Below are 24,013 nucleotides of genomic sequence, written 5' to 3' on the forward strand. Positions count from 1 at the left end.
GTGGGGGCACCCCCTCCGGGGGGGCGTGCCGGGCGTCGCGACGGGGCGGACGTCGCCTGTTGCGGCACTAGGCTGCCGCGTCGGTGACGGGGCGCCGTGCGGGTGCGTGCCGGGTCGCCGCGACGGGACGGCGCCGGCCGCGTGAGGTGGCGCCGCGCTTCTTGGGGCGTTCGACCACCGGTGCGGTGATGACGACCGGGATACCGGAGGGGGCCTGGGCGCCGGTGATGCGGTGCAGGGCTTCGGCGCCGGCGCGGACCTGGGTGGTCTGCGGGACGATGCCGGCCGCTGCCATGAGGCGGGACACGGCGCGGCGCTGGCCCGGCGTGACCAGGGTGACGACGCTGCCGGACTCGCCGGCGCGGGCGGTGCGGCCGCCGCGGTGGAGGTAGTCCTTGTGGTCGGTCGGCGGGTCGACGTTGACGACGAGGTCGAGGCTGTCGACGTGGATGCCGCGCGCCGCGACGTTGGTCGCCACCAGCACGCTGACGTGCCCGTCCTTGAACTGCGTCAGCGTCCGGGTGCGCTGCGGCTGCGACTTGCCCCCGTGCAGGGCGGCGGCCCGGACCCCGCTGTCGAGGAGGTGCTCGGTGAGGCGGTCGACGGCGTGCTTGGTGTCCAGGAACATGATGACCCGGCCTTCGCGTGCGGCGATCTCGGTGGTGGCCGCGTGCTTGTCGGCGCCGTGGACGTGGAGCACGTGGTGCTCCATCGTCGTGACGGCGCCGGCCGACGGATCGACCGAGTGCACGACGGGGTCGCTCAGGTAGCGGCGTACGAGCAGGTCGACGTTGCGATCGAGGGTGGCGGAGAACAGCATGCGCTGGCCGTCGGGGCGTACCTGGTCGAGCAGTTCGGTGACCTGCGGCATGAAGCCCATGTCGGCCATCTGGTCCGCTTCGTCGAGGACGGTGACGGCGACCCGGTCCAGCCGACAGTCGCCGCGCTCGATGAGGTCCTTGAGGCGTCCGGGGGTGGCGATGAGGATCTCGACGCCGCCGCGCAGCGCGCCGGCCTGTCTGCCGATCGGCATTCCTCCGACGACCGTGGTCAGCCGCAGCCTCACCGAGCGGGCGTACGGGGTGAGCGCGTCGGTGACCTGCTGCGCCAGCTCCCGCGTCGGTACGAGGACCAGTCCCAGCGGCTGACGGGCCTCGGCGCGCTGTCCGGCGGTACGGGCCAGCAGGGCCAGTCCGAAGGCCAGGGTCTTGCCGGAGCCGGTGCGCCCCCGGCCGAGGACGTCACGGCCGGCGAGGGAGTTCGGCAGGGTCGCGCCCTGGATCGGGAACGGAACGGTGAGGCCCTGCGCGCCGAGCTCGGCCAGCAGCTCCGCGGGCATGGCGAGGTCGGCGAAGCTCGCCGCGGCGGGCAGCGCGGGGGTGACCGTCTGCGGGAGGGCGAACTCGCCCTGCACCGCGGCGGGGCGCCGGTGGTGTCCGGCCGGCCGGAACGGGCCGCCGGAACGGGCGGCGGTGCTGTTCCGGGCGCGGGTGAAGTGGCCGTTCGTGCGTGCGCGGTCGTTCATGCGGAGCCTTCCTCGATGCGGCACATATCAAAGAATTCCCGCAGCGGGGTACGCACGGAGAATTGCGTGAACAGGCCGAATGGAACGGGAATACGTGTGCGTAGATCCGCGGATTGCCGCAGCCGCCCCGCAGACAGAACTGCGGAAAGTGCACGCAGCTGGGGCCCGCACCCCGAAGGATGCGGGCCCCAGCTACGAAGTGTGCGCCGGCGTCAGGCGAGGACGATGTTCTCGGCCGTCGGGCCCTTCTGCCCCTGCGCGATGTCGAAGCTCACCTTCTGGCCTTCGAGCAGCTCACGGAAGCCCTGGGCGGCGATGTTCGAGTAGTGGGCGAACACATCGGCGCCGCCACCGTCCTGCTCGATGAAGCCGAATCCCTTTTCCGCGTTGAACCACTTCACGGTGCCAGTAGCCATGTCTTGTCTCCTTGGAGGCTGTGCGTCGGCGTCCGCACTGCACGGACGCCGTGTCGCCGCGATGATCACCCCGCCCGGAAAAGACCGGTACTGAAAAGCATTCGGGAACCACAACTGCAACCGAGAACGACAGTAGCACGTTGTGGCGATCCGGGGGCGGGGAATAATTCCGCTCCGCCCATTTCCGCAAGAAACCACCCGCGAGTTACCGTGAAATTCTCACCCCGCGGGTACAGATAAAATGGCGCCCGGAACCCGCAGGCCGCGAAGCACCACACTCCGCGGTGCTGAGCACGCCGTGTCGGCACAGGTCAGGAGTAGCGTGGAGAGGAGGACGGCGCGGAAGCGCGACGCCCTGCACGGCAGCCGCTCCACCCCACAGGCACCGCCCGGACCAGCGGCCTGCCGCCGTCCGAACAGGCAGGTGAGCGCGATGCCCGACTTCTCTCTTCCGTCCGGGGCAGGACTCCTCGCGGACGGCGTGCACGAATCCGTCGACCGCGGAACCGCACTCCTGCGGCTCACCACCACCCACGAGCGTCAGGGCGTCCTCGACGGCGCGTGGTGGCCCCGTTCCAGGGACGCCGCCGCCGAACTGCCCGGCCTGATCACCGCACTGACCGAGCGCCTCGGACCGATCACCCGCATCGGCCTGGACAGAGCGGCCTGGGACGACCTGCCGACCCGGATCACCGTCGACGGCCGGGTCGTACGCATCGACTCCTTCCCGGTGGGTGACGACACCGCGCTCGTGACCCGCGGCGACCAGGACCTCTTCGCCCTGCTCGTGGTACCGCCGAAGACGCCCGTGGACGCGGCACGGTCGGCGATGGCCGAAGCGGTCCACACCGACAACCCCAAGCAGGCCCGGCAGATCCTGCTCGACAGCGCCGCGGACCGGCCCCGGGGGCCCGGCCTGTGACCATGGTCCGGCGCGTCGGGCAGCGACCGCGCCGGTGGTGCTTACCCGCCGGAGACGACCGTCATGACGAGACTCCATGAACGCAAGAACAACCGGAAGGCGGTCCTGCGCGTCCTGTACGGGGCCGTCGAACGCAACCACCCCGAGGTGAGCGGGGCGGCGCTCCGCGGCGAGGTGGGTCTGCCGGACGAGGATCTCTCCGCGGCCTGCGCCTACCTGGCCGACGAGGGCCTGATCAGCGTGGACTGGACCTCGCACCGCACCCCGGCCACGGTCCTGCTGACCCATGAGGGCATCCGGCTGATGGAGGAGCAGGAGGAACGGAGGGACCGGGAGCAGAACGGGCTGCCCGCCGGCGGGAACGGGCCCTGACGGTGGTGCTGTCCGGGACTCAGCGGTCCTGAGCGGCGCCCAGCAGTACCTTCAGCAGCTCGTCGGGGGCGTCCCGCATGACGTTGTGGCCCGAGGCCAGGGCGTGGGTGCGCCATGCGGGGTCGTCCCGCAGCCGTTCGTGGAGCGCGGTGAAGGGCGACTGCCCGTCCCAGCCGGTGGCGTACACGTAGTCCCTGCTGCGATAGCGGTCGAGTCCGCCCTCCAGGCGGACGTTCTGGAGCAGGGAGGCCAGGGGGTGCGGCGTGGCCCGGGGGTCGAAGAACGGGAGCGGCGCGCTGGTGTACCCCGTCTCGCCCGCCCCGTCGAGGTACCAGCCGCGTTCCTGGTCGGTCACCAGGGACCAGCAGGAGTCGCCGTCCTCGGGAACCACCGCGTCGACGTACACGAGGCCGGAGACCCGCTCGGGGACGCGGTCCGCCGCGCCGGTGATGACCATGCCGCCGTAGCTGTGCCCGACCAGAACGGCGTCCGTGATCTCCTCGTCCGTCATCAGGTTCACCACGTCGGCGATGTGGGTGTCGAGGTTGACGGAGGCGGTCAGCAGGTGTCTGCGGTCCCCCACGCCGGTGAGGGTCAGCGGGTAGGCGTGGTGGCCGTGGGTGCGGAGGCGGCGGGCGAGCGGTTCGAAGGTCCATGCACCGTGCCAGGCGCCGGGTACGAGGACGAAGGTGGTCATCGGGCTGATCCTTTGGCTGTTGGTCAGACGGTCAGACGGTCAGGCGGTCAGGCGGTCAGGCGGTCAGGCGGTCAGGGAGAGGATTATCTTGCCGGTGGTCCGACGGCTGTCGCCGAGTTCGTGCGCCTTCGCCGCCAGTTCGAGCGGCAGCACCGTGTCGATCTCGGGGCGGAGCAGACCGGCCTCGGCCAGGGCCGCGATCTCGCGCAGGCCGGCCTGGTCGGCTTCGACGATCATGAAGGCGGCGCGGAGTCCGAGGGGGCGTGCCTCCTCGGCCAGGTGGGCCTCGGCGGGGGAGGCGAGGGAGACGAGGGTGCCGCCGCGGCGCAGGGCGCGCAGCGAGCGTGGACCGTAGTCGCCGCCGATCGTGTCGACGACCACGTCCACGGGGTCCACGGCCGTCTCGAAGTCGGCTTCGGTGTAGTCGACCAGTTCGTCCGCGCCGAGGCCGCGCAGGAAGTCGTGCTTGGCCGTACGGGCGGTGCCGGTCACATGGGCTCCGCGGGCCTTCGCGATCTGCACGGCGAGGTGGCCGACACCGCCCGCCGCCGCGTGGATCAGCACCCGCTGCCCCGGACGCACGTCGGCGACGTCGACCAGGGCCTGCCAGGCCGTGAGCCCGGCCAGCGGCAACGCGGCGGCCTGGACGTGGGTGAGGCCGGCGGGCTTGCGGACCAGGTGCCTGGCCGGGGAGGTGACGTAGTCGGCGTACGTGCCGGCGGGGAGCGGGTGGCGCGGCAGCCCGAAGACCTCGTCGCCCGGTGCCACCGTGGTGACTCCGGGTCCGACCGCCTCCACCACGCCCGAGACGTCCCAGCCGAGCCGGACCACGGCGCCGGCCAGTCCGCCGGAGGAGCGGTGCCAGGAGTCGGTCGGGTTGACCCCGGCCGCGTGCACCCGCACCAGCACCTCGGCCGGGCCGGGCTCCGGGCGTTCCACCTCGACGACCTTCAGTACCTCTGGCCCGCCGAAGCCGTCCTGGGCGATCGCGCGCATCGTCATTCCCCCTGTGTCCGTGGGCCGTTCGTCCGGCCCGCTCGGATCAAGGTTCTCGTCTCCCGCCCGGGGAAACGAGTGGCATGATTGCCACGATCTGAGAAGATCTTGCCATGCACCGTGTCGTGGTCCTGGCCCTCGAAGGCGTCTACCCCTTCGAACTGAGCATTCCGGTACGGATCTTCGGTACGGCCGCCGGGCGCGACGGACGGCCGCTGTACGAGGTCGTGACCTGCAGCCTGGACGGCCGCCCGGTCATCACCAGTGCCGACTTCACCATCGCCGTGGCCCACGGCGGCGAGGTGCTCGCCACGGCCGACACCCTGGTCGTGCCGCCGTTCACGTGCGGCCCCGACGACGACCGTGCCTGGCTGCCCGACGAACTGGCCCGCGCTCTCGCGCTCCTGCCGGCCCGTGCCCGCGTCCTGTCGATCTGCACCGCCTCCTACGTCCTCGCCGCCGCGGGCCTGCTGGACGGCCGCCCCGCCACCACGCACTGGAATGAGGCCGACCACTTCCAGCGCACCTTCCCGCGGGTGGAGGTCGATGCGAACGTGCTGTTCGTCGACAACGGCCAGGTACTCACGGCCGCCGGAGTCGCGGCCGGGGTCGACGTCTGCCTGCACCTGGTGCGCCGCGACCACGGCAGCGAGGTCGCCAACCGGGTGGCCCGCCTGTGCGTGGTACCGCCGTGGCGCGAGGGCGGCCAGGCCCAGTACATCGACCGTCCGGTGCCGGAGCCCGCCGCCGCCACCACGGCCGCCACCCGTGAGTGGGCTCTTCGGAACCTCCACCGGCCGCTCGTTCTGGCCGAGTTGGCCGAGCACGCCCGGATGAGCGTGCGGACGTTCTGCCGGCGGTTCGGCGAGGAGGTGGGCATGCCGCCCGGCCAGTGGCTCACCCAGCAGCGGGTCGAGCACGCACGGCGCCTGCTGGAGACCACCGACCTGTCCGTGGACCAGGTCGCCGTCCACGCCGGCTTCGGCACCGCCGCCTCGATGCGCCGGCACCTCTCCCTCACGCTCGGCGTCCCGCCCACGGCGTACCGGCAGGCGTTCCGCGGTCGCTGAAGGGTTCATCCGCGGTCGCTGAAGGGTTCACCCGGCCGGCTGCTCCACGTGGTGAGGCTCCCCGCTCGTGCTCGCGGTGGCCCTCCTCCGGTACACCGCGGTCCTCCGGGCCCTCGACGACGACACGGTTCCGGGCTCCTCCTCGATCAGGGGAGGGTCCAGCCGTCCCGCAGGTGTGACGCGAGCGCCGTCATCCACGAGGCGCGTGCGGCGTTCCACTCCTCGGCACATCCCTTCGCCCGCTCGTCGGGCAGGGTGTCCGGGCCCACCAGGCCCCGGTGGCGGCCGGAAGCGGCACCGTAGACGTAACAGCGGTGATCGGCCGCACGCCGACCGTCCGAGGAGTGCGTGCCGGGCCCTTCGTCGGCATCCTCGTTCGTGGCCTCGGACAGCTGCCACGCCTCGGCGGCCGCGAGCACCTGCTGTTCGCCGACGGCGCCCTTGCGCAACAGCATCAGGGCGGCGAACTGGTCGGCGGCATCCTCTTCCCGTCCGTGCACGGGCAGTTCGAGGACGTCCACGAGGGCGTGCGCCATCTCGTGGAACAGCGTTTCCAGCATGACGGCCGCCACGGCGTCGTCCGACCGCCGGGGCCCGGTCCGCCGGAAAAGCTCCCGTGTTCCGGAGACTTCGTCGTAGCAGACCTTCACGCGGGTGGCCTCGGGATCGCAGGAGGACCCTTCGCCGTCGCACGAGACCACGCCGACGGACATCGGCCGGTCCACGTCGACCAGGGCGCCGATCGCCGACGTGGCCTCCTCGGCCACCTTCCGCCCGCGCAGGAACGCGGCGCCCTCCCGGTCGGAGTCCGCCGGCGTCCCGTAGTGGATCACGATGCCCGAGCCCTCCGTCCCGGTACGGGAGGGATCCGGCTTCTGGCAGCCGGAGACACCCGCGGCCGCCATCGGCACCAGCCATCCGAGGCACGCACCCACCCGGCCCGCCGACCGCATCGCCCACCCGCTCCCCCGCACCTCGCCGCGACTGGTCACCGGTGCATCTTCCTACGTCAGGGAGTGAGGGAGGTGAGGGCACCGCCCTCGGCCCCCGGTGCCGCGCCGGTGGTGGCCGGGGCCATGCGCAGCACGGCGCCCGGGGCCACCTGACCGGGACGGCCGAACAGTTCCTGGACGCGTGCCCGCCCGAGCGTCGACGTCCTCGGCCCCAGCGGCCGGGGCGGCGTCTCCGACGCGGCCGGAGAGTGGGGCGGACCGGGACGCACGGGGTCGCGACGAGGCCCCGCCCGGACCCGTGGACCGGTCCGGGCGGGGCAGCAGCCGGCCACCCGGCGGGCGACCGCGTCGCGTCAGCCGAAGGGGAGCACCCACAGGTCGGCCAGGGACGCGTCGTAGAACTCGCGGGGCGCGTGGGTGGCCGGGTAGACGAACCTGACCGTCACCGTGCCGTCGTTGTCGATCGCTTCCTGCTGGTCCACGAGGATCTCGTACCGGGAGGTCCCCCGGCCGGCCGCGGCACGGGCCTGGCGCACGTGTCTGACCAGTGTGTCGTCGACGTACACGTCGTAGTCCTTGACGCCCTCGGTGTTCCAGGTCTCGCGGGCGCGCAGCAGGAACGGCTTGCCCGCGGGCACCGTGATCCGGGCCGAGTACCAGGAGCCCGGCGTGTTGTTGTCGCTGTAGCGGCGGGAGAAGCCCGCCTCGATTCCGGTGCCGCTCGTCCCGGAGCCCGTGACGGAGTGCGTCTTCTCGGAGGTCTGCTCGCCGAAGTCGACGTGGTCGAGGACGGGCTCCGCCGGAGGTACGGAGACCGCCGGCACCGTGAAGGCGTAGGTGCCGGACCCCACCGTCACCACGGTCGCCTGCTTGGCCGTGTCATAGGACACCGACCGGACGCCAGCCGCCGAGCCGAGCGGCTCGCCGGACTCCGTGACGGCGTACCGGTGGTCGGAGGGGACGACGACCCGCGCCGTGGTGTTGACCGGCACGGTGACGTTCATCGTCAGGGTGCCGTCAGCGACCTTCCAGGCGTTCGACAGACGGCCGTAGACGGTCTCGATGCTGCCCGTGCCGGTCGTCAGGCCGCCGCCGATGTGCGGTTCGACGACACTGCTGCGGTAGCCCGGGGCGTCGATGCGGATGCCGCCGATGTTCTGGTGCATCCAGTCGGCGACCGCCCCGTAGGCGTAGTGGTTGAAGGAGTTCATGTCCACCGGGCCGAAGGACCCGTCGGGCTGGATGGAGTTCCAGCGCTCCCAGATCGTGGTGGCACCGTTCCTGATCTCGTACCCCCACGACGGATAGTCCTCCTTCAGCAGGAGCGCGTAGGCGAGGTCGTCGCGGCCGATGCGGGACAGGGCGGGCAGCAGCCACGGGGTGCCGATGAAACCGGTCCGCAGGTGGTTGTCCGTCCGGGCCAGCTTGGCGACGAACTTCCGGCCGGCCTTCGCCCGCAGCGCCTCGTCGGTGATCAGGTCCATGCCGAGGGCGAGGGCGTACCCGGTCTGCGAGTCGCCGGCCACCGTGCCGTCCGCGGCCACATAGGCGTCCGTGAAGGCGCGCCGCACGTCCTGGTGGAGGCCGGCGTACTCGGCCGCCTCGGCGTCGCGGCCGACGGCGCGTGCCATCTCGGCCATCATCCGCACGTCCTGTGCCCAGACGGCCGTGCCGAGCACGCCCTGGTCGGAGGGGTCGTCGAGGTGCAGCCAGTCGCCGGTGAAGAACGTGGTGCGGCCGGTCTCCAGCAGGTCGGCGCCGGCACTGGCACGGGCGTGGTCGAAGAACTTCTTCATCGCGGCGTAGTTGTCCTGGACGATCCGGGTGTCGCCGTAGGCCCGGTACACCGCGTAGGGCACCGTGACGACGGCGTCCTCCCAGCCGACGCCGCTGGCGTCGAAGGCGCCGTTGGTGGACGGGACGACCGCCGGGATCGATCCGCTGCTCTTCTGCTCGTCGCGCACGTCGAGCATCCACTTGCCGAGGAAGGCGCGGGTGTCGCTGAGGTAGCTCGCGGTGGGTCCGAAGATGCCGATGTCGCCGGTCCAGCCCAGCCGCTCGTCACGGGCGGGGGTGTCGGTGGGGATGGACAGGAAGTTGCCCCGCGCTCCCCAGGAGACGTTGCTGACGAGCTTGTTCAGCATCGCGTCGGAGGTCTGCAGGCTTCCGGTACCGGGCAGGTCGGAACCGAGGACCACTCCCTTCACGTCGGCCGCGGCGGGAGCCTGGCTCAGGCCGGTGACCTCGATGTACCGGAAACCGTGCTGGGTGAAGGTCGGCTGGTAGGTGACGGTGCCGTCGGCGGCGAAGGTGTAGTGGTCGGTGGCGAGGGCGGCGCGCAGGTTCGCCGTGTACATCGTGCCGTCCCGCTCGAGCACCTCGGCGTGCCGGATCCGTACGGTCTCCCCCGCCTTGCCGGTGATCCTGATCCGGGGTACGCCCACCATGTTCTGTCCGAGGTCGTACACGGTCGCGTCGCCGCCCGGCCGGGTGACGGCGACGGTGTCGAGGACCTGGGTCGCGCGCACCGGTTCGTCGGGCTGCGGTGACAGCTTGGCGGTGTCGGAGGGGCGGACGACGACCGGCTGCCAGTGGGCGTCGTCGAAGCCGGTGAGGTCCCAGCCCGGCTGCTCGTGACGCGCGTCGTAGGTCTCGCCGAGTTGGTTGTCCGTCGTCACGAACGGTCCCGGGGCCCACGTCCAGCGGTTGCCGGTGTCCACCCACTGGGTGCTGCCGTCGCTGTAGGTGATCTTCAGCCGTGCGACCAGCGCCAGGTCCCTGCCGTACTGCCCCTTGCCCGCGAGGCCGATCTTCCCGGCCCACCAGCCGTCGCCGAGCCTGGCGCCGAAGCCGTTGCCGCCGGCCCGGACCAGCCTCGTGACGTCGTAGGTCTGCGACTGGATGCGCCGGGCGTACTCGGTGTAGCCCGGTGCCAGGAACTGGTCGCCGACCTTGCGGCCGTTGAGGGACAGTTCGTAGACGCCGTGGGCGGAGGCGTAGATCCGGGCGCTCTTGACGGTCTTGCCCGCGGTGGTGGCGAAATCGGTGCGCAGCAGCGGCGCACGGTCCTGGGGCAGGACGAGGAGGGCGTCGGTGTCGCCCGTCACGGTGACCTGCCGATTGCCGAGCGTCCCGCCGTCGAAGGGGTTGCCGCGGAAGTCGGGGTCGGCGAGGACGGTGCCGTCGGGGCCGGTGACCTTCAGCGAGGTGACGGTGGCCGCCTCCGAGCCGTAGGTGCGCAGCCCCGCCTTCCCGTGGTCGAAGTCCGTCACCGTGCGGGTGTCGACGACCACGCCGTCGAGGGTGGTGCTGACGGTGTCTCCGGACAGGGTGTAGGTCACCTTGTGCGTGCCGTCGAGCAGTGCGTCGCGCGTGAAACCGAACGGCCGCAGGTCGATCGCCGCGAGCTTGGTGTACGTGCCGTTCACCCGGCGGTGCGGTGCCAGTTGAGGCACGGCCGAAGCCGAGGTGCCCACGTTGATCTGCCACATGTAGGCGTTGTCGGGTCCCTGGGCGCGCAGGAAGGTGCCGAAGGCGGTGTTGTGGAGCCTGAAGTCCAGCGTCACCGCATAGTCTCTCCAACTCTCGTATGAGGGAGCGGGTTTGCCGATCCAGGATGCCGCGCCCCAGTCGGCCGCCGTGAGCAGCCCCGTCTCGAACCAGGCCGGTGCGCTCCACGCGCTCGCGGCGCCCTTGTCGTCCCAGACCCGGACGCGCCAGTGGTACCGGGTGCCCGATCTGAGGTCCGGGCCGCCGTAGGCGACGTTCACCTGCGCGGAGGAGGTGACGCGGCCCGAGCGCCACACGTCGGCGGCGTTCGGCGAGGAGCCGACCGTGATCTCGTAGGCGGACTGGGTGACGCCACGGCGGGTCGACGCCGTCTTCCAGCCGAAGACCGGGTCCTGGCCCGGGATGCCGAGCGGGTCGACGCGGCCGTTCGTGGTCAGCCCGCTCACGAGGGGTGCGGTGGCCCGTGCGGCGGTGGCGGACGTCGGTGTCATCAGCAGACCGATCAGCATCGCGAGCCCGGCGACCGATGCGAGCAGTCGCCCCGTCGGCCCGGTCCTCGGGGGTCCTGGCGGAAAAGTGCGGGATGCCATGTGTCTCCCTCGAACAGCCAAGGAGGTGTGGGTGACATACGGGATTAGAACGTTTCACCCTTGCGGAGTGGCGCAACCATAGGAGCTGAGGGTCGGGGGGTCAATGGATCCCGCACGACTGGGATCTCAACGGGTACTTGCTGCTTCCGGATGGTGAAGCTCCCGGTTTTCCCGTGGTTCAATCGTTTCAAAACGATCTTGATTCGAGCGCCGTCGCTCCCGCGTGCCGAGAGGCGGGGTCCGAAACACTTTCGCCGACCGACCGGTGACACACCGATGTCACGTCCGGATACTTTCCAGCAACCAGCGCACGCCCCGGAGGTGCACCGTCGCCTCCGCCCGACTGGTGTACTCCCCCGCCTCGCCCCGCAGGGCGATCCCCCGTGCACGCAGGAGCCGCTTTGAACCCGAACGTGATACGGAAGACTTTCGCGGCGGCGACAGCCGCAGGCGTCGCCGCGGCCCTCTCGATGGCCCTCGCACCGACCGCGTCGGCCTACCAGCCGGTCCCCTCCCCCCTGTACGTGGCGCAGAACCCGGCCTGCAACAAGCGCCCCTGCGTGCTCTATCCGAAGTCTGCGCAGTTGCCGAGCGGCCGGATCGTGGCGGCGTTCGAGAACAGCCAGGGCGACCCGGTCGGGCAGACCATGCCCCTGTACAAGAGCGACGACCACGGCACGACCTGGCAGAAGCTCACCGACGTCAAGGCGCCCGCCCACCTGTCCGGCGACCCGCGGTACGCCGAGTACACGAGCAACTGGACCAATCCCTACCTCTACGTGCTCCCCCATGACGTGGGGCGTCTGAGGGCCGGCACCCTGCTGCTGGCCAGCGTCGTCTCCGGCGACGACCACTACTACCGGGAGCGCAGGGCCGCCGACCCGAACTGGCAGCCCTCCGGCGACGGCGACCGCGAGGACGTGTCGATCGCCCTGTACGCCAGCACCGACGACGGTGCGACCTGGAGCGTCGAGAACATCATCGCCGCCGGCGGCTGGCAGGGCGGCGGCGGTGCGAACCGCTCGGCCGCCAACACCCACAAGCAGCAGGACCCCGTCTGGGAGCCCCATCTGTACGCCCGGGGCGGCAAGCTCGTCGCCCACTACTCCGACGAGAACGAGTACACCGGATTCGACCCCGCCACCGGGGTGCCGGCCCTCGCCCCGGACAACGACACGGCGGCGGACCCGAACCACCAGGTCCTCGTGCACCGGACCTGGGACGGCACCAGCACGTCGTGGAGCGCACCGGTGGTCGACGTGCCCGGCAAGGCGGTGTCGGTCGACGGCACGTCGCTGATCGGCGGCGGGCGCCCCGGCATGACGACCATCGCCCCGACCACCGACGGCAAGTGGCTCATGACGTACGAGTACTGGGGCGGGGGTCCGGACGTCCGCTACCGGATGGGCGACGATCCGCTGGCGTTCTACGCGGCCCGTGACGACGCGGTCGGTGCGCTGCCCGTCCCGTCCGGGGGCACCGGGCTCGCGACCGGCGGCAGCCCCGTGCTCTCGGCGCTCCCCGACGGCCGGATCGTCTACAACGCCGCCCGGAGCGGCAACGTGTGGGTGAACGAGTCCGGCAGGAGCACCGGCACCTGGAAGGAGTACCGGACGCCGGTTCCCGCCGGCTACAGCCGCAGCCTCCAGTACGTCGAGGGCACCGGACGGGTGCTGATCCTGCAGGCCGCGTGGGTCGGTGGAAGCATCGGCCCCGTGACGTACGGCGAGGTCGACCTCGGGCGGTCCGACGGCGCCTACTACACGCTCGTCAACAGGCGCACCGGTCAGGCGCTCAGCCCCCTGGACGGCAGGACGCAGGACGCCGACCTCACCGGGAACGCCCCCGACCTGGTGACGAGCCCCGTGTCGCCGGCCGACGACACACAGCGCTGGCACCTCATGGACAAGGGTGGCAGGGTGACGCTGCTCAACAAGGCCGGGGGCCGCGCCGCCGGGATCTGGGGCGGCACCGCGGCGGCCGGGGCGAAGCTCACGCAGTGGGTCGACGACGGCGCCACCGACAAGCAGTGGACGCTCGTTCCCACGAGCGACGGCTACCACAGGCTCCGCTCGGCCGGGAACGACGGTCTCTACATGACCGGCGCGAGTGCCGGCGCGGCCGTCGACGTGCGGACGGCGATCGACGCCTCCGCCGACGCGTCCGCGGACGACACGCAGGAGTGGCGCCTGGTGCGCGAACCCCTGCCCACGGACGCGTCCTTCACGCTGAAGGGCAGCAACGCCGGGCGCTGCCTGGACGTGCCGGACGGGCGGACGGGGGTGCAGGCGCGGATCTGGGACTGCACCGGCAACGCCAACCAGACCATCACGCGGACCGTCGCCGGGGAGCTGCGGGTGGCGGGCAGGTGTCTCGCCGCCGCCGGTGACGGCACCGCCCCCGGGACCGCGCTCGTCCTGTGGACCTGCAACGGCAGGTCGAGCCAGAAGTGGTGGTTCCGGCTGGACGGGTCGGTGATCAACCGTTCCAACGGTCTCGCGATCGACGTCAGCGGCTGGAGAACGGCCAACGGTTCGCCCGTCCAGCTCTGGACGGCGCTCGGCAACGCCACCCAGGGGTGGAGCCGGAACTAGTCCCCTCGCAGCGGGCTCCGCGGACTTGTCCGCCGGGGTCCGCTGCTGTTGGCTGACGGCGGAACGCCAGGTGCGGGGCCGGCGAAGAAGGCAGGACAGTGACTGTTCACGACAAGGGACAGCTTCGGGCGCAGTACGGACTGCTGACGAACATCGCCCAGGAGGCGGGGGTTTCGCTCAGCACCGTGTCGAAGGTGGTGCACCGGCGCCGTGACGTGGGGGCGGCGACCAGGACCCGGGTCGAGGAGTTGCTGGCCCGGCACGGGTACGTACGCCCGTGGGAGCCCGATCCGGAGACGCCGCGGGTGATCATCGCGGTGTTCCGCGACCTGTCGGGTCCCTACACCCTGGAGGTGGTCCGCGGGATCGTGGACGCGGCCGGTGAACTCGGCGTGCACGTGGTGACCGGCACCACCGGCGACCGGCCCGTCTCGCAGTGGCTGAAGGAGTGCGGGGCGCTGGGCGCGGTGGGGCTGATCGTCGTGATCTCGATGCTGGCGGAGGAGGACCAGCGGCGGATCGTCGAGGAGCGGATGCCGGTCGTGCTGGTGGACCCGCTGAGCGCCCCGTCCCCCGAGATCCCCAGCATCGGGGTGACGAACTGGAGCGGGGCCAAGGACGCGGTGCAGTATCTGATCGGCCTCGGTCACACCCGGATCGGCATGGTCGCCGGCCGCTCCCACTCGCTGGCCGGGGCGGCCCGTCTGCACGGATACCGGGCCGCTCTGGAGGAGGCCGGGATCGGCTACGATCCGGCGCTCGTCTGTTCCACGGACTTCGACTACGAGGAGTCGCTGGCGGCCACGCTGCGCCTGCTGGCCGCGAAGGAGCCGCCGACGGCCGTGTTCGCGGCCAGTGACGCCCAGGCGCTGGGGGTGCTGGAGGCGGCCCGGCAGCAGGGGCTGCGGGTGCCGGACGACGTGTCGGTGATGTCGTTCGACGACACCCTGGTGGCGGCCATGGCCAGTCCGCCGCTGAGCGCGGTCCGCCAGCCGTTCGAGGAACTGGGGCGTGAGGCCACGCGCGTGCTGCTCCAGGTGGCCGACGGCCGCCCGCCCGCGTCGCCGCGCATCGAACTGACGACGGAACTCGTGCTCAGGACGTCGACGGCCGCGCGCCGCGGCGACGCGTGACCCCGCGAGGACGGGCGGCCGGCACCCCGCGGGGTGCCGGCCGCCCGTCCTCGCGGGGTCAGCCGCGTTCGACGGCCGCCGGCACCCGGTGCCGGCGTACGACCGGCACCTTCCGTTCGTCCCCCACCAGGTGCACCACCGCCTCGGCCGGAGTGTCGGTGCTGGACGATCCGGCGTACAGCAGGATCTCGCCGGGCTCGACGATCCGGTGGCCGGCCCGCCCCGTGAACGCCAGGCGGTCGGTGTGGACGTCGAAGCGGACCGTCGCCTCCTCCCCCGGCTCCAGGCGGACCTTGGCGAAGGCCAGCAGGGCCCGCACCGGCCGCGTGACCTGGGCGAGGGGGTCGGTGAAGTACAGCTGGACCGTCTCGACGCCGGGGAGGGAACCGGTGTTCCGTACGCGCACGCCGGCCGTGAACCGTCCGTCGGTCGGCACCTCGCTGCGGTCCACGGACAGTCCGTCGATCTCGTACGTCGTGTACGACAGTCCGTGCCCGAAGGGGAAGGCGGGCGTGGGGTCGAGGTTGGACAGGAAGCTCTGCCGGTCGCCCAGCGGCGGATGCAGGTAGGTGTACGGCTGGCCCGCGGGCGAGTTCGGGATCTGCACGGGCAGCTTGCCGCTGAAGTCAGCTGCTCCTGCGAGGAGTTCGGCGACCGCACGACCGCCCTCCTCGCCCGGCAGGAACACCTGGACCATGGCCGCCGCGTCGGACGCGAACCGTCCCACCGCGTACGGGCGGCCGCTGTTGACCACCAGTACGACCGGCGTGCCGGCGGCCAGGACCGCCTCGACGAGTTCCTCCTGGACGCCCGGCAGGCGCAGGTCCTCCACGTCGCAGCCCTCGCCGGAGGTGCCGATGCCGAACATGCCGGGCTTGTCGCCGACGACCAGCACGGTGACATCGGCCGCCGCGCTCGCCGCCACGGCCGCGGGAATGCCCTCCCGGTCCTCCTCCCGGATCGGGCAGCCCTGGACGAACTCCCAGTCGACCGCGGGTAGTTCGGCGGCGAGGGCCGTTCGCAGCGACACCACGCCGACACCGTTGCCGAGGTCGTCGCGGTCGGAGAGGACGTGGTTGGGGAAGCTGTAGCAGCCGAACATCGTGCGGACGTCGTCGGCGCAGGGGCCGATCAGGGCGATCCGGCCCGCGGACGGCAACGGCAGGGCACCGTCGTTCGACAGCAGCACGGCACTCGCCCGGGCGACGGCGTGGGCGAGCGCGCGGCTCTCCGGCTTGTCCAGGTCGAGTTCGCCCGCGCGCAGCGCCGGCGGCTCGGGGTTCCAGTCCGCGTCGAGGAGACCGAGCGCGGCCTTCTGCCGCAGGACCCGGCGCACCGCCCGGTCGACGTCGGCCTCGTCGACCCGTCCGTCGCGCACGGCCTCGACGAGGGCCGTGCCGAAGCCGCGCTGGTCGGGCAGCTCGACGTCCATCCCCGCCCGGAGGGACACCGCCCCGGCGTCCGTGAAGTCGGACGCCACCCGGTGCGCGGTGGCCAGGAAGGGCAGCGACCAGTAGTCGGAGACGACGGTGCCCTCGAAGCCCCACTGCTCGCGCAGGACGGTGGTCAGCAGCCGGGTGCTGGCGGCGGGCGCCTCGCCGTCGATCTCGGCGTAGGAGTTCATGACGGAGCCGACGCCCGCGGCGACGCACCGTTCGAAGGGGGGCAGGATCACGTCGGCCAGCTCACGGGGACCGATCTGGGCGGGTGCGTGGTTGCGTCCGCCCATGGAGGCCGAGTAGCCGGCGAAGTGCTTCAGGGTGGCGTACACGCCCGCCCCCTGCAGACCGCGGACGTAGGCCTCGCCCATCTCGCCGACGAGGTAGGGGTCTTCGCCGTACGTCTCCTCGCAGCGGCCCCAGCGGTAGTCGCGGATGACGTCGACGACGGGGGCGAGGCCCTGGTGGACGCCGGCCTCGGCCATGTCGGCGCCGATGGCCGCGCCGACCCGGCGGATCAGGTCCGGGTCGAAGGTGGCGGCCATGGCCAGGGATGTGGGGTAGATCGTGGCGCCGTAGGCGGTGAAGCCGGTCAGGCACTCGTCGTGGGCCATGGCCGGGATGCCGAAGCGGTTCTGCGCCATGATCTGCCGCTGGCGTTCCGCCAGGAGGCGGGCGTGCTCCAGGGCGGGGCGGGGCACGGTGCCGTAGGGCCGGGTGAGCTGGCCCAGGCCGTCGCGGGCGGTCTCGGCGAGCGGACCGACGGGGGCGAAGAGACTGGTGCCGGGCGCGACCTCGGGGCCGGCGGGCTCCACGTCCTCCCAGGCGCTGCTCAGCTGGGCGGCCTTCTCCTCCAGGGTGAGGCGGGCGAGCAGCGCCTCCGCCCGTTCCTCCGCGGGCCGGGCGGGATCGGTCCAGGGCCGGTCGTCGTCCGTGTGCGGGGCACCCGCCAGGTCGCGGTCCGGGGTGGTGGTCGTCATTCACGACTCCTCGTGGGATTGCGGGCATGCCGAGGCGGGCCGGGCGGGGCGGCCCGGCCGTGGCTGCGTCGGGATGCGTTACTTGGAGAATCCGGCGGTCAGTCCGGCGACCAGCTGCCGCCTGGCCAGGACGAACACCACCAGCATGGGAAGGGTGGACAGGACGACCGCGGCCATGGTCGCGGGCACGTCGATGCCGAACTGGCCCCGGTAGAGGGTCAGGGCGAGCGGCAGCACGGCCTTGTCGCCGCTCTGGGTGAGGATCAGCGGGAACAGGAAGCCGTTCCACACCTGGAGCGCGTCGTACACGGCGACCGTCATCAGGGCGGGGCGGGCCATCGGCGCGGCGAGCGAGAACAGCATGCGCCAGTCGCCGGCACCGTCGACGATCATCGCCTCGAACAGCGAGCGGGGGATGTCCCGCAGGAAGCTGACGAGGATCATCACCGTGACCGGGAGCGCGAACGCCGCCGACGGCAGCACGATCGCGAGCAGGCTGTCGTACATCTGCATGCGGATGATCAGCAGGTAGACCGGGATGATGACCGCCTGCAGCGGGATGGCCAGGCCCAGCAGGTACAGCCGGAAGGACAGTCGGGACCAGGGGTTGGTGTAGCGGACGATGCAGAACGCGGCCATCAGGGCGGCGACCACGGTGAGGGCGACGGTCGCGACGGTGACGACGACGCTGTTGAGCAGGTAGGTCGTGAAGTCGCCGTCGAGGACGGTGCGGTAGTTGTCGAGGGTCGGGTGGCCCGGCGGGGCCAGCGGGCTGTCGGTGGTGAAGTCCGTGCGGGTGCGCAGGCTGGTGACGACCAGCCAGTACACGGGGACGACGACGAGTGCGGTCCACACCAGTGCGGCGGCGCCGGAGAGCACGCGGCGCAGTGGGGTGCGGGGGCGCCGCGGGCGGGTGACGGCCGGTGCCGGGGCGCGCACGGCGTGCTGCGGTCCGCGGATGCCGCGTGCCTTGGTCATGGTGGTGGTCACAGGCCCTCCTGCTGGCTGTCCATCCGGGTGAAGCCGGACAGGCGGGTGGTGAGCAGCGACAGCGCGAGGCCGAACACCACGAGGAGGGTGGCGAGCGCGCTGGCCCGGCCCATGTCGTGCGCCTGGAAGCCCGTGATGTACATGGCCAGGGGCAGCACGCGGGTCGCGTCGCCCGGGCCGCCGGTGCCGCCCGACAGGACGAAGATCAGGTCGAAGTAGGTCAGCGAGCCCACCAGCATGAGCGTGCTCGACGTGACGAAGGTGTACTTCAGCTGCGGCAGCGTGATCCGCAGCAGCCGGGTCACCGGGCCGGCGCCGTCGATGGCGGCGGCCTCGTAGAGGGACACGGGGATCTGCCGGATCCCGGCCTGGTACAGCAGAGCGTGGAACGGCACGAACTGCCAGGCGATCACGAAGATCACCGTGTAGAGGGCCAGTTCGGGAGAGCCGAGCAGCGGGCGGGCCAGCCAGTCCAGTCCGGGGGTGGAGCCGATGCCGAAGGACGGGTCGAGCAGTGCCTGCCAGGCCAGGCCGATCGCCACCGCGGACAGCAGGAGCGGGAGGAACCACAGCACGGCGAGGAACGCGCGCGTCCGTCCGCGGGGGGCCTGGAAGAGACCGAGTGCCAGGGCGAGCGGTGTCTGCACCACCCAGCTGACCAGCATCACCTTGACGGTGAGCCACAGCGCCTGCCAGGTGGTTCCGTCGGTCAGGACGGCGCTCCAGTTGCCGGAGCCGTTCCAGCCGATGGAGCCCAGGCCGTCCCAGCTGGTGAGGCTGAGCACCAGGACGCCGCCGAGCGGGACCAGGCCGAACAGGCCGAACAGGATCAGGGCGGGGGCGGCCATGAGCAGTCCGCCGAGACCGCGCCTCCCCCCGCGCGCCGCGCGCGGCCGCGCCCCGTGGGGAGCGGCCGGACGCGGGGTACGAACGACCGCGGTCATTACTTCGCCGCCTCGCTCATGTTCTCACCGAACTGCTCGGGCTCGATCTGTCCCAGGAACGACTTGTCCACGTTGGTCAGCAGCGGGTCCGCCTGCTCCGAGGGCAGGTCCTGGTCCCAGGAGAGCTGGAAGCTGGGGGCGTCGTTCACCAGGCCGTAGACGAAGGTCAGCCACTTCCTGTCGTCGGCCGACTTCACCTGTGCGAGCCGCGTGTCCAGCCTGGTGACCGGCGGGACGCTGCCGGCGGCGAGGTAGGAGCCGATCTGGTCCTCGTTCATGACATAGTCCTTCAGGTATGTCAGGGCCGCGGACTTGTTCTTGCTCGCCGAGTTCAGCGACAGGAAGTTGGACGGGTTGCCGACGATGCTCTTCGGGTCGCCCGCGCCGCCGGACAGCGCCGGGAACGCGAGGTAGCCCAGGTCGTTCTTCACGAAGTCCGGTGCCGCCTTGACCAGGTTGGCGTACTCCCAGGTGCCCATCAGCTCCATGCCGGCCTTGCCGGTGTAGAGCAGGGCCGTGGAAGCGCCCTGGTCGTAGTTGACGGAGGAGGCGTTGTCGCCGAAGGCGCCGGCGTCGGCGAGTTCCTGGAGGCGGGTGTTGGCCTTGGTGACCGCCGGGTCCTTCCAGGCGGCCGGGTCACCGGTGGCGATCTTCTGGAACACCTTGGAGCCGCCCTCGCGGTCCAGGAGGTACTCCAGGTGCATCAGCGTCGGCCACTTGGAGTTCGCCGCGAGGGAGATCGGGGTGACCCCGTCGTCCTTGAGCTTCTTCACCGCCGTGAGCAACTCGTCGTAGCTCTTGGGCGGTTGGACGCCGGCGTCCTTGAGGACCTTCTTGTTGTAGAGGAGGACGACCGGGGCGAGGCCGTTGGCGGGGACGCCGTAGACCTTCCCCTTGAACTCCGCGCTCTTCAGGACGCTCGGCATGAACCGCAGCAGGTTGACCTGGCCGTCGTCGACGGCGTCGACCTTGCCGGCCTCCACGTAGTCGTTCAGGGCGCCGCCGCCCCAGTTGAAGAAGAGGTCGGGGGCCTGGTTCGCGCCGAAGGCCACGCGCAGCTTCTGCTTGTAGTCGTCGTTGGCGAACAGCCGCAGGGTGATCTTCTCGTCCGGGTGGTCCTTGTTGTAGGCGTCCACGGACTCCTTGAGGATCGTCTGGTCCGTCAGCGCCCACATCGTCAGGCCCTTGCCCGACGTCGTCGTGGACGGACCGGAGGACCCGCACGCGGCAAGGCTCAGGGCCGCCCCGGCGGCGACCACGGACGCGATCAGGCGCCGCTTCTTGGCGGGAGGTGTGCGGTGGTCTCCGTCACCGCGTCCCGGGAATCCGTGCACGCTCTGCCCCTCTTCTGTTTCGGCATGCTCCAGCAGGTGTCAGGCGGGGCCTCCTGCGAAAGGTTTTCGAACCGTCCGGGGAGGGCTGTGTGCCTGATGAACCGGGAGACTGGCACGGTGCTCACGGCCGGGACAAGGAGGAGAAACCACCCGGTTACGAAAATATTTCGCAGCCGGGTGGTGCCGTGCGCCGTCAGGGACGCGGCTCACGGAGCGAGGCGGTCACGCGGCCGCCGGGCCGCTTCCGGGACGCCCCGCCCGGCGCACCCCGTTCACCGGGTCCCCGGTGCGGGGAAGCCGTAGGCGGTCCAGTTCTCGAGGACGCGCTGCTGCATGTCCTCGGGGTAGGAGTGGCGGAAGCCGGCGACGGCGCCCCGGGCGCCGCCTTCGAGCTGTTCGGGCTGCAGGCAGCTCATGACGGACTTGCCGCCGCGGCCGGTGCGCGCCTCGTCGGCGGTGAGGTAGGGGACCATGGGAATGCCGGGCGTGTCCGGGTAGAGGTATTCGGCGCCGGGGTGGTAGCGGGTGGCCATGGCCCACACCACCTGGTCGATGTCGGTGACGTCGATGTCGTCGGCGACCAGGACGACCTTCGGCACCAGCCATCCGGCGTGGGAACCGAAGAGGACCTCGGCGACGGCGTCGCACAGTTGCTGTTCGCTCATGCGCATCCCGGCCAGGCGGCGGGTGTCGACGGACACGACGATCCAGCAGGTCGCGGCTTCGTAGGAGCACCAGGCCATGTCGACGGGCAGGCCTCCGGAGCGCAACCGGTCCAGGCCGGCGGCGGAGATCATGGTGCCCCAGATGGTGTGGTTCTCCTCGGGGGGCAGGCCCGCGACGCAGACCGGCAGGATCGGGTCGTCGCGGAAGGTGACGGCCTCGACGTGGAAGACGGGCTGGGGCTTGCTCTCGGCGAACTGGTAGCCGTGGTACTCGCCCATCGGTCCTTCGGGGGCGGTCTCGTCGGGGCTGATGTAGCCCTCCAGGACGATCTCGGCGTTGGCCGGCACGTACAGGCCGTTGGTCTCGGTGCGGACCACCTCGACGGGACTGCCGGTGAGGGCGCCGACGTAGCCGTCCTCGTTCACCTCGGCGGGCAGCGGCATGCCGGCCGCGGCCAGGGCGGCGGGCGGGGCGCCGAGCACCATGGCCCAGGGCGTGCGCTCGCCCTTCTCGCGCCACATCCGGTGGATCATGCCGAGGTGCTGCTGGGGCATGCACGGGCCGACCAGGGTGGTGCGGCCGTGAAGCATGGAGCGGCTGACCGACCAGCTCGTCCAGCGCTCGTCGGGAGTGCGCACCACGTGGAAGCCGTAGGTCCCGAAGTACCGGCCGCCGTCCTTCTCGTGCAGCAGCGGGACGGGGAACCGCTCCAGGTCGACGTCGTCGCCGGTGACGATGTTCTCCTTGCAGGGTCCGGTCTCCACCACCCGGGGGGCCACCGGATCCGCGTGCATGGCGGTGATGAGCTTCTCCAGGAGGTCGCGCGGCGTGGTGTCGCGCGGCAGACCGAAGTGCGCCGCGAGCCGCCCGTAGGTACCCCCCTGCACACTGCTCAGGCCGGCGGGCGCGCCGAGGAGCCGGAATCCCGGCTCGGCTCCGGTCAGGTTGCCGAAGAGCGGGGCGGGGCTCCTCGTCTCGTAGACGCGCCGGGTGATGGCACCGGCCTCCAGCGTGGGACTGACCGGCGTACGGATGTCCACCGCGTCGCCCGCCGCGAGCAGGTCCTCTACGAAGTCCCGGAAGTTGAGCGCACTGCCGTGCTGTGTCATGGCTGAGCCTTTCTTGGGCGGCGTGGCAGGGGTCAGGAGGCGGCCCGGGCCGTCGGGGCGCCGGGAGCCGACGGAGGGGTGGCGACGGCGCCGGGAGCCGACGGAGGGGTGGCGACGGCGCCCGGGAGGAGACCGCCGGTGTCACGGCTGCCGCGGGGGGAACGGGCCCGGTCCGCGGCCGGCTTCATGCCCTGCCACCTCTTGGCGGTGGGCATGTCCAGGTCGAACTGGTCGAGGACACGGGCGACGATGTGCTCGACGATGTCGGCGATGGTCGTCGGCTGGTGGTAGAACGCGGGGACCGGGGGCATGATCACGGCGCCGATCCGCGTCAGTTCCAGCATGTTCTCCAGGTGCACGGCCGACAACGGGGTCTCCCGGGCCACGAGGACCAGTCGGCGCCGCTCCTTGAGCATCACGTCCGCGGCACGGCCGATCAGCCCCTCGCCGTACCCGGTGCGGATCGAGGCCAGCGTCTTCATGCTGCACGGCACGACGACCATTCCGTCCATCCGGAACGATCCGCTGGAGACCGCCGCCCCCTGGTCGTCGGGGCTGTGGACCACCGTCGCCAGCGCCTCGACGTCGCGCAGCGAGAGTCCCGTCTCCTGGGCCAGCGTGGCCCTCGCCCACCGGCTGACGATCAGATGCGTCTCGACGCCCAGCTCCTTCAGGGCCTCCAGCAGGCGCACCCCGATGGGCGCTCCCGTGGCTCCGGTCATGGCGACGGCCAGCTTCACTCTGCCGACTTCCTTCCCCAACACATTGAGACGTACGCGTCCTATCTTCACCCCAAGGTAAAGTACGTGTACGTCCTAATCAAACGTGGGTGGGCGCGAACACCTCGTCGAGCCGGTCACGCCTGACCGAAGGAGCCGGCCGACCACGCGTCCGCATCAAGCGGAAAGGCGGCGCCCCCACGGACGCCGCCACCCGATGTGCTGTCACCGGCTCCGGGTCAGGCCACGGCGGGAGCCGTGAGCCGCACGCGGTTGGCCAGGACCGGGAGGGTCTGCCTGGCCGGCTCCAGCGCGGAGAGGTCCAGGTCCTCGACCAGCAGCCCGGGTTCCCGGTCGAGGGCGCCGACGAGGGTGCCGTCGGGAGCGACCAGGCGGCTGTGTCCCACGCCGAGGGGGCCGGGACCCGAGGGGCTGCCGACGCTGGCGGGGTCGGCCTGCCCGCAGGCGGCGACGAAGCAGGTGGAATCCAGTGCTCGCGCGGTCGTCAGGAGCCGCCAGGCCTCGGCCTTGCCCGGCCCGTCGCCCCAGGACGCGGAGACGACCACGACCTGCGCGCCGGCCTCGGCGAGCGCGACGAACTGCTCGGGGAAGCGCACGTCGTAGCAGGTGGCGAACCCGAACCGCACTCCCCCGATGTCGCGCACGAGCAGGGCGGAGCCGGCCTGGACGGTGTCGGACTCGCGGTAGCCGAAGGCGTCGTACAGGTGGATCTTGTCGTACCCGTCGGTGGTGACTCCGTCGGTGACCAGAAGGGTGTTGCGCGTGCGTCCGTCGGGGGCCGGTGTGAACATCCCGGTCACGATCGTCACCTCGTGGGCGGCCGCGAGGGACGCGACCCGACGGGCCCAGGGACCGTCCAGCGGCTCGGCCGCGTCGGCGACCGGGCCGGAGAAGGCGCACATGGCGGCCTCGGGGAAGACGACGACGTCGGCGCCCCGGCCGGCGGCCCGGGCGGTCAGGTCGGTGACGGCGCGCAGGTTCTCCTGCGGGTCGGTGGTGCTGAGCATCTGGGCCAGGGCGATACGCACGGATC

The 24,013-nt window shown here is 71.6% G+C and carries 17 protein-coding genes and 1 pseudogene; 5 read left to right on the forward strand and 13 right to left on the reverse strand.

Features of this window, described 5'->3' with window-relative positions:
• Positions 1–67: 67 nt before the first annotated feature.
• Positions 68–1,525: a DEAD/DEAH box helicase gene (locus ACIRFH_RS25435; RefSeq protein WP_403525055.1), complete on the reverse strand. Its 1,458-nt coding sequence runs from the start codon at positions 1,523–1,525 to the stop codon at positions 68–70.
• 212 nt (positions 1,526–1,737) lie between these two features.
• Positions 1,738–1,941, reverse strand: a complete 204-nt coding sequence (locus ACIRFH_RS25440) for a cold-shock protein (protein WP_030039020.1) — start codon at positions 1,939–1,941, stop codon at positions 1,738–1,740.
• Between the two features lie 433 nt (positions 1,942–2,374).
• On the opposite strand from ACIRFH_RS25440, the gene ACIRFH_RS25445 reads away from it, so the two are divergent.
• Both ACIRFH_RS25445 and ACIRFH_RS25450 read left to right on the forward strand, forming a co-directional pair.
• Positions 2,375–2,863, forward strand: a complete 489-nt coding sequence (locus ACIRFH_RS25445; protein WP_403525058.1) for a DUF5994 family protein — start codon at positions 2,375–2,377, stop codon at positions 2,861–2,863.
• 63 nt (positions 2,864–2,926) lie between these two features.
• Positions 2,927–3,235: a hypothetical protein gene (locus ACIRFH_RS25450; protein WP_403525061.1), complete on the forward strand. Its 309-nt coding sequence runs from the start codon at positions 2,927–2,929 to the stop codon at positions 3,233–3,235.
• Between the two features lie 19 nt (positions 3,236–3,254).
• Here ACIRFH_RS25450 and ACIRFH_RS25455 read toward each other — a convergent pair whose 3' ends face one another.
• Positions 3,255–3,932: an alpha/beta fold hydrolase gene (locus ACIRFH_RS25455; RefSeq protein ID WP_403525064.1), complete on the reverse strand. Its 678-nt coding sequence runs from the start codon at positions 3,930–3,932 to the stop codon at positions 3,255–3,257.
• Positions 3,933–3,995: 63 nt separating this feature from the next.
• A complete protein-coding gene (locus ACIRFH_RS25460; protein WP_403525131.1) occupies positions 3,996–4,928 on the reverse strand; it encodes an NADP-dependent oxidoreductase in 933 nt (310 codons plus the stop codon).
• Positions 4,929–5,041: 113 nt separating this feature from the next.
• Between ACIRFH_RS25460 and ACIRFH_RS25465 the strand changes: the two genes are divergently transcribed.
• On the forward strand, positions 5,042–5,998 hold the full coding sequence (locus ACIRFH_RS25465) for a GlxA family transcriptional regulator (protein ID WP_403525067.1): 957 nt from the start codon (positions 5,042–5,044) through the stop codon (positions 5,996–5,998).
• 146 nt (positions 5,999–6,144) lie between these two features.
• Here ACIRFH_RS25465 and ACIRFH_RS25470 read toward each other — a convergent pair whose 3' ends face one another.
• A complete protein-coding gene (locus ACIRFH_RS25470) occupies positions 6,145–6,990 on the reverse strand; it encodes a DUF4344 domain-containing metallopeptidase (protein WP_403525070.1) in 846 nt (281 codons plus the stop codon).
• 314 nt (positions 6,991–7,304) lie between these two features.
• A complete protein-coding gene (locus ACIRFH_RS25475; protein ID WP_403525073.1) occupies positions 7,305–11,051 on the reverse strand; it encodes a family 78 glycoside hydrolase catalytic domain in 3,747 nt (1,248 codons plus the stop codon).
• 470 nt (positions 11,052–11,521) lie between these two features.
• Between ACIRFH_RS25475 and ACIRFH_RS25480 the strand changes: the two genes are divergently transcribed.
• Entirely contained in the window at positions 11,522–13,645 is a 2,124-nt protein-coding gene (locus tag ACIRFH_RS25480; RefSeq protein ID WP_403525134.1) for an RICIN domain-containing protein, read from the forward strand.
• Positions 13,646–13,743: 98 nt separating this feature from the next.
• Entirely contained in the window at positions 13,744–14,778 is a 1,035-nt protein-coding gene (locus ACIRFH_RS25485; RefSeq protein ID WP_403525076.1) for a LacI family DNA-binding transcriptional regulator, read from the forward strand.
• 58 nt (positions 14,779–14,836) lie between these two features.
• Here the strand turns inward: ACIRFH_RS25485 and ACIRFH_RS25490 are convergent, their stop codons facing one another.
• From ACIRFH_RS25490 to ACIRFH_RS25520, 7 genes and pseudogenes are all read right to left on the reverse strand, one after another.
• A complete protein-coding gene (locus ACIRFH_RS25490) occupies positions 14,837–17,197 on the reverse strand; it encodes a glycoside hydrolase family 3 N-terminal domain-containing protein (RefSeq protein ID WP_403525079.1) in 2,361 nt (786 codons plus the stop codon).
• A 78-nt stretch (positions 17,198–17,275) separates the two neighbouring features.
• Positions 17,276–18,187 carry a carbohydrate ABC transporter permease gene (locus tag ACIRFH_RS25495; protein WP_403525082.1) on the reverse strand — a complete coding sequence of 304 codons (912 nt, stop codon included), beginning with the start codon at positions 18,185–18,187 and terminating at the stop codon, positions 17,276–17,278.
• Positions 18,184–19,035 (reverse strand): carbohydrate ABC transporter permease, encoded by an 852-nt coding sequence (locus ACIRFH_RS25500; protein WP_403525085.1) that lies wholly within the window; start codon positions 19,033–19,035, stop codon positions 18,184–18,186. Before ACIRFH_RS25500 ends, ACIRFH_RS25495 begins: the two co-directional genes overlap by 4 nt.
• A 95-nt stretch (positions 19,036–19,130) precedes the next feature.
• Positions 19,131–20,465: an extracellular solute-binding protein gene (locus tag ACIRFH_RS25505; RefSeq protein WP_403525088.1), complete on the reverse strand. Its 1,335-nt coding sequence runs from the start codon at positions 20,463–20,465 to the stop codon at positions 19,131–19,133.
• Positions 20,466–20,737: 272 nt separating this feature from the next.
• Positions 20,738–22,240, reverse strand: coding sequence for a UbiD family decarboxylase (locus ACIRFH_RS25510; protein ID WP_403525091.1), 1,503 nt, complete (start codon positions 22,238–22,240; stop codon positions 20,738–20,740).
• Between the two features lie 152 nt (positions 22,241–22,392).
• A pseudogene (locus ACIRFH_RS25515) lies at positions 22,393–22,980 on the reverse strand (UbiX family flavin prenyltransferase); the annotation flags it as partial.
• 218 nt (positions 22,981–23,198) lie between these two features.
• The gene (locus ACIRFH_RS25520; RefSeq protein WP_403525093.1) at positions 23,199–24,008 is read right to left on the reverse strand and encodes a carbon-nitrogen hydrolase family protein; all 810 of its coding nucleotides are present in this window, start codon (positions 24,006–24,008) and stop codon (positions 23,199–23,201) included.
• Positions 24,009–24,013 lie beyond the last annotated feature (5 nt).

Source organism: Streptomyces sp. NPDC093586, from assembly GCF_044764905.1.
GTDB lineage: Bacteria > Actinomycetota > Actinomycetes > Streptomycetales > Streptomycetaceae > Streptomyces.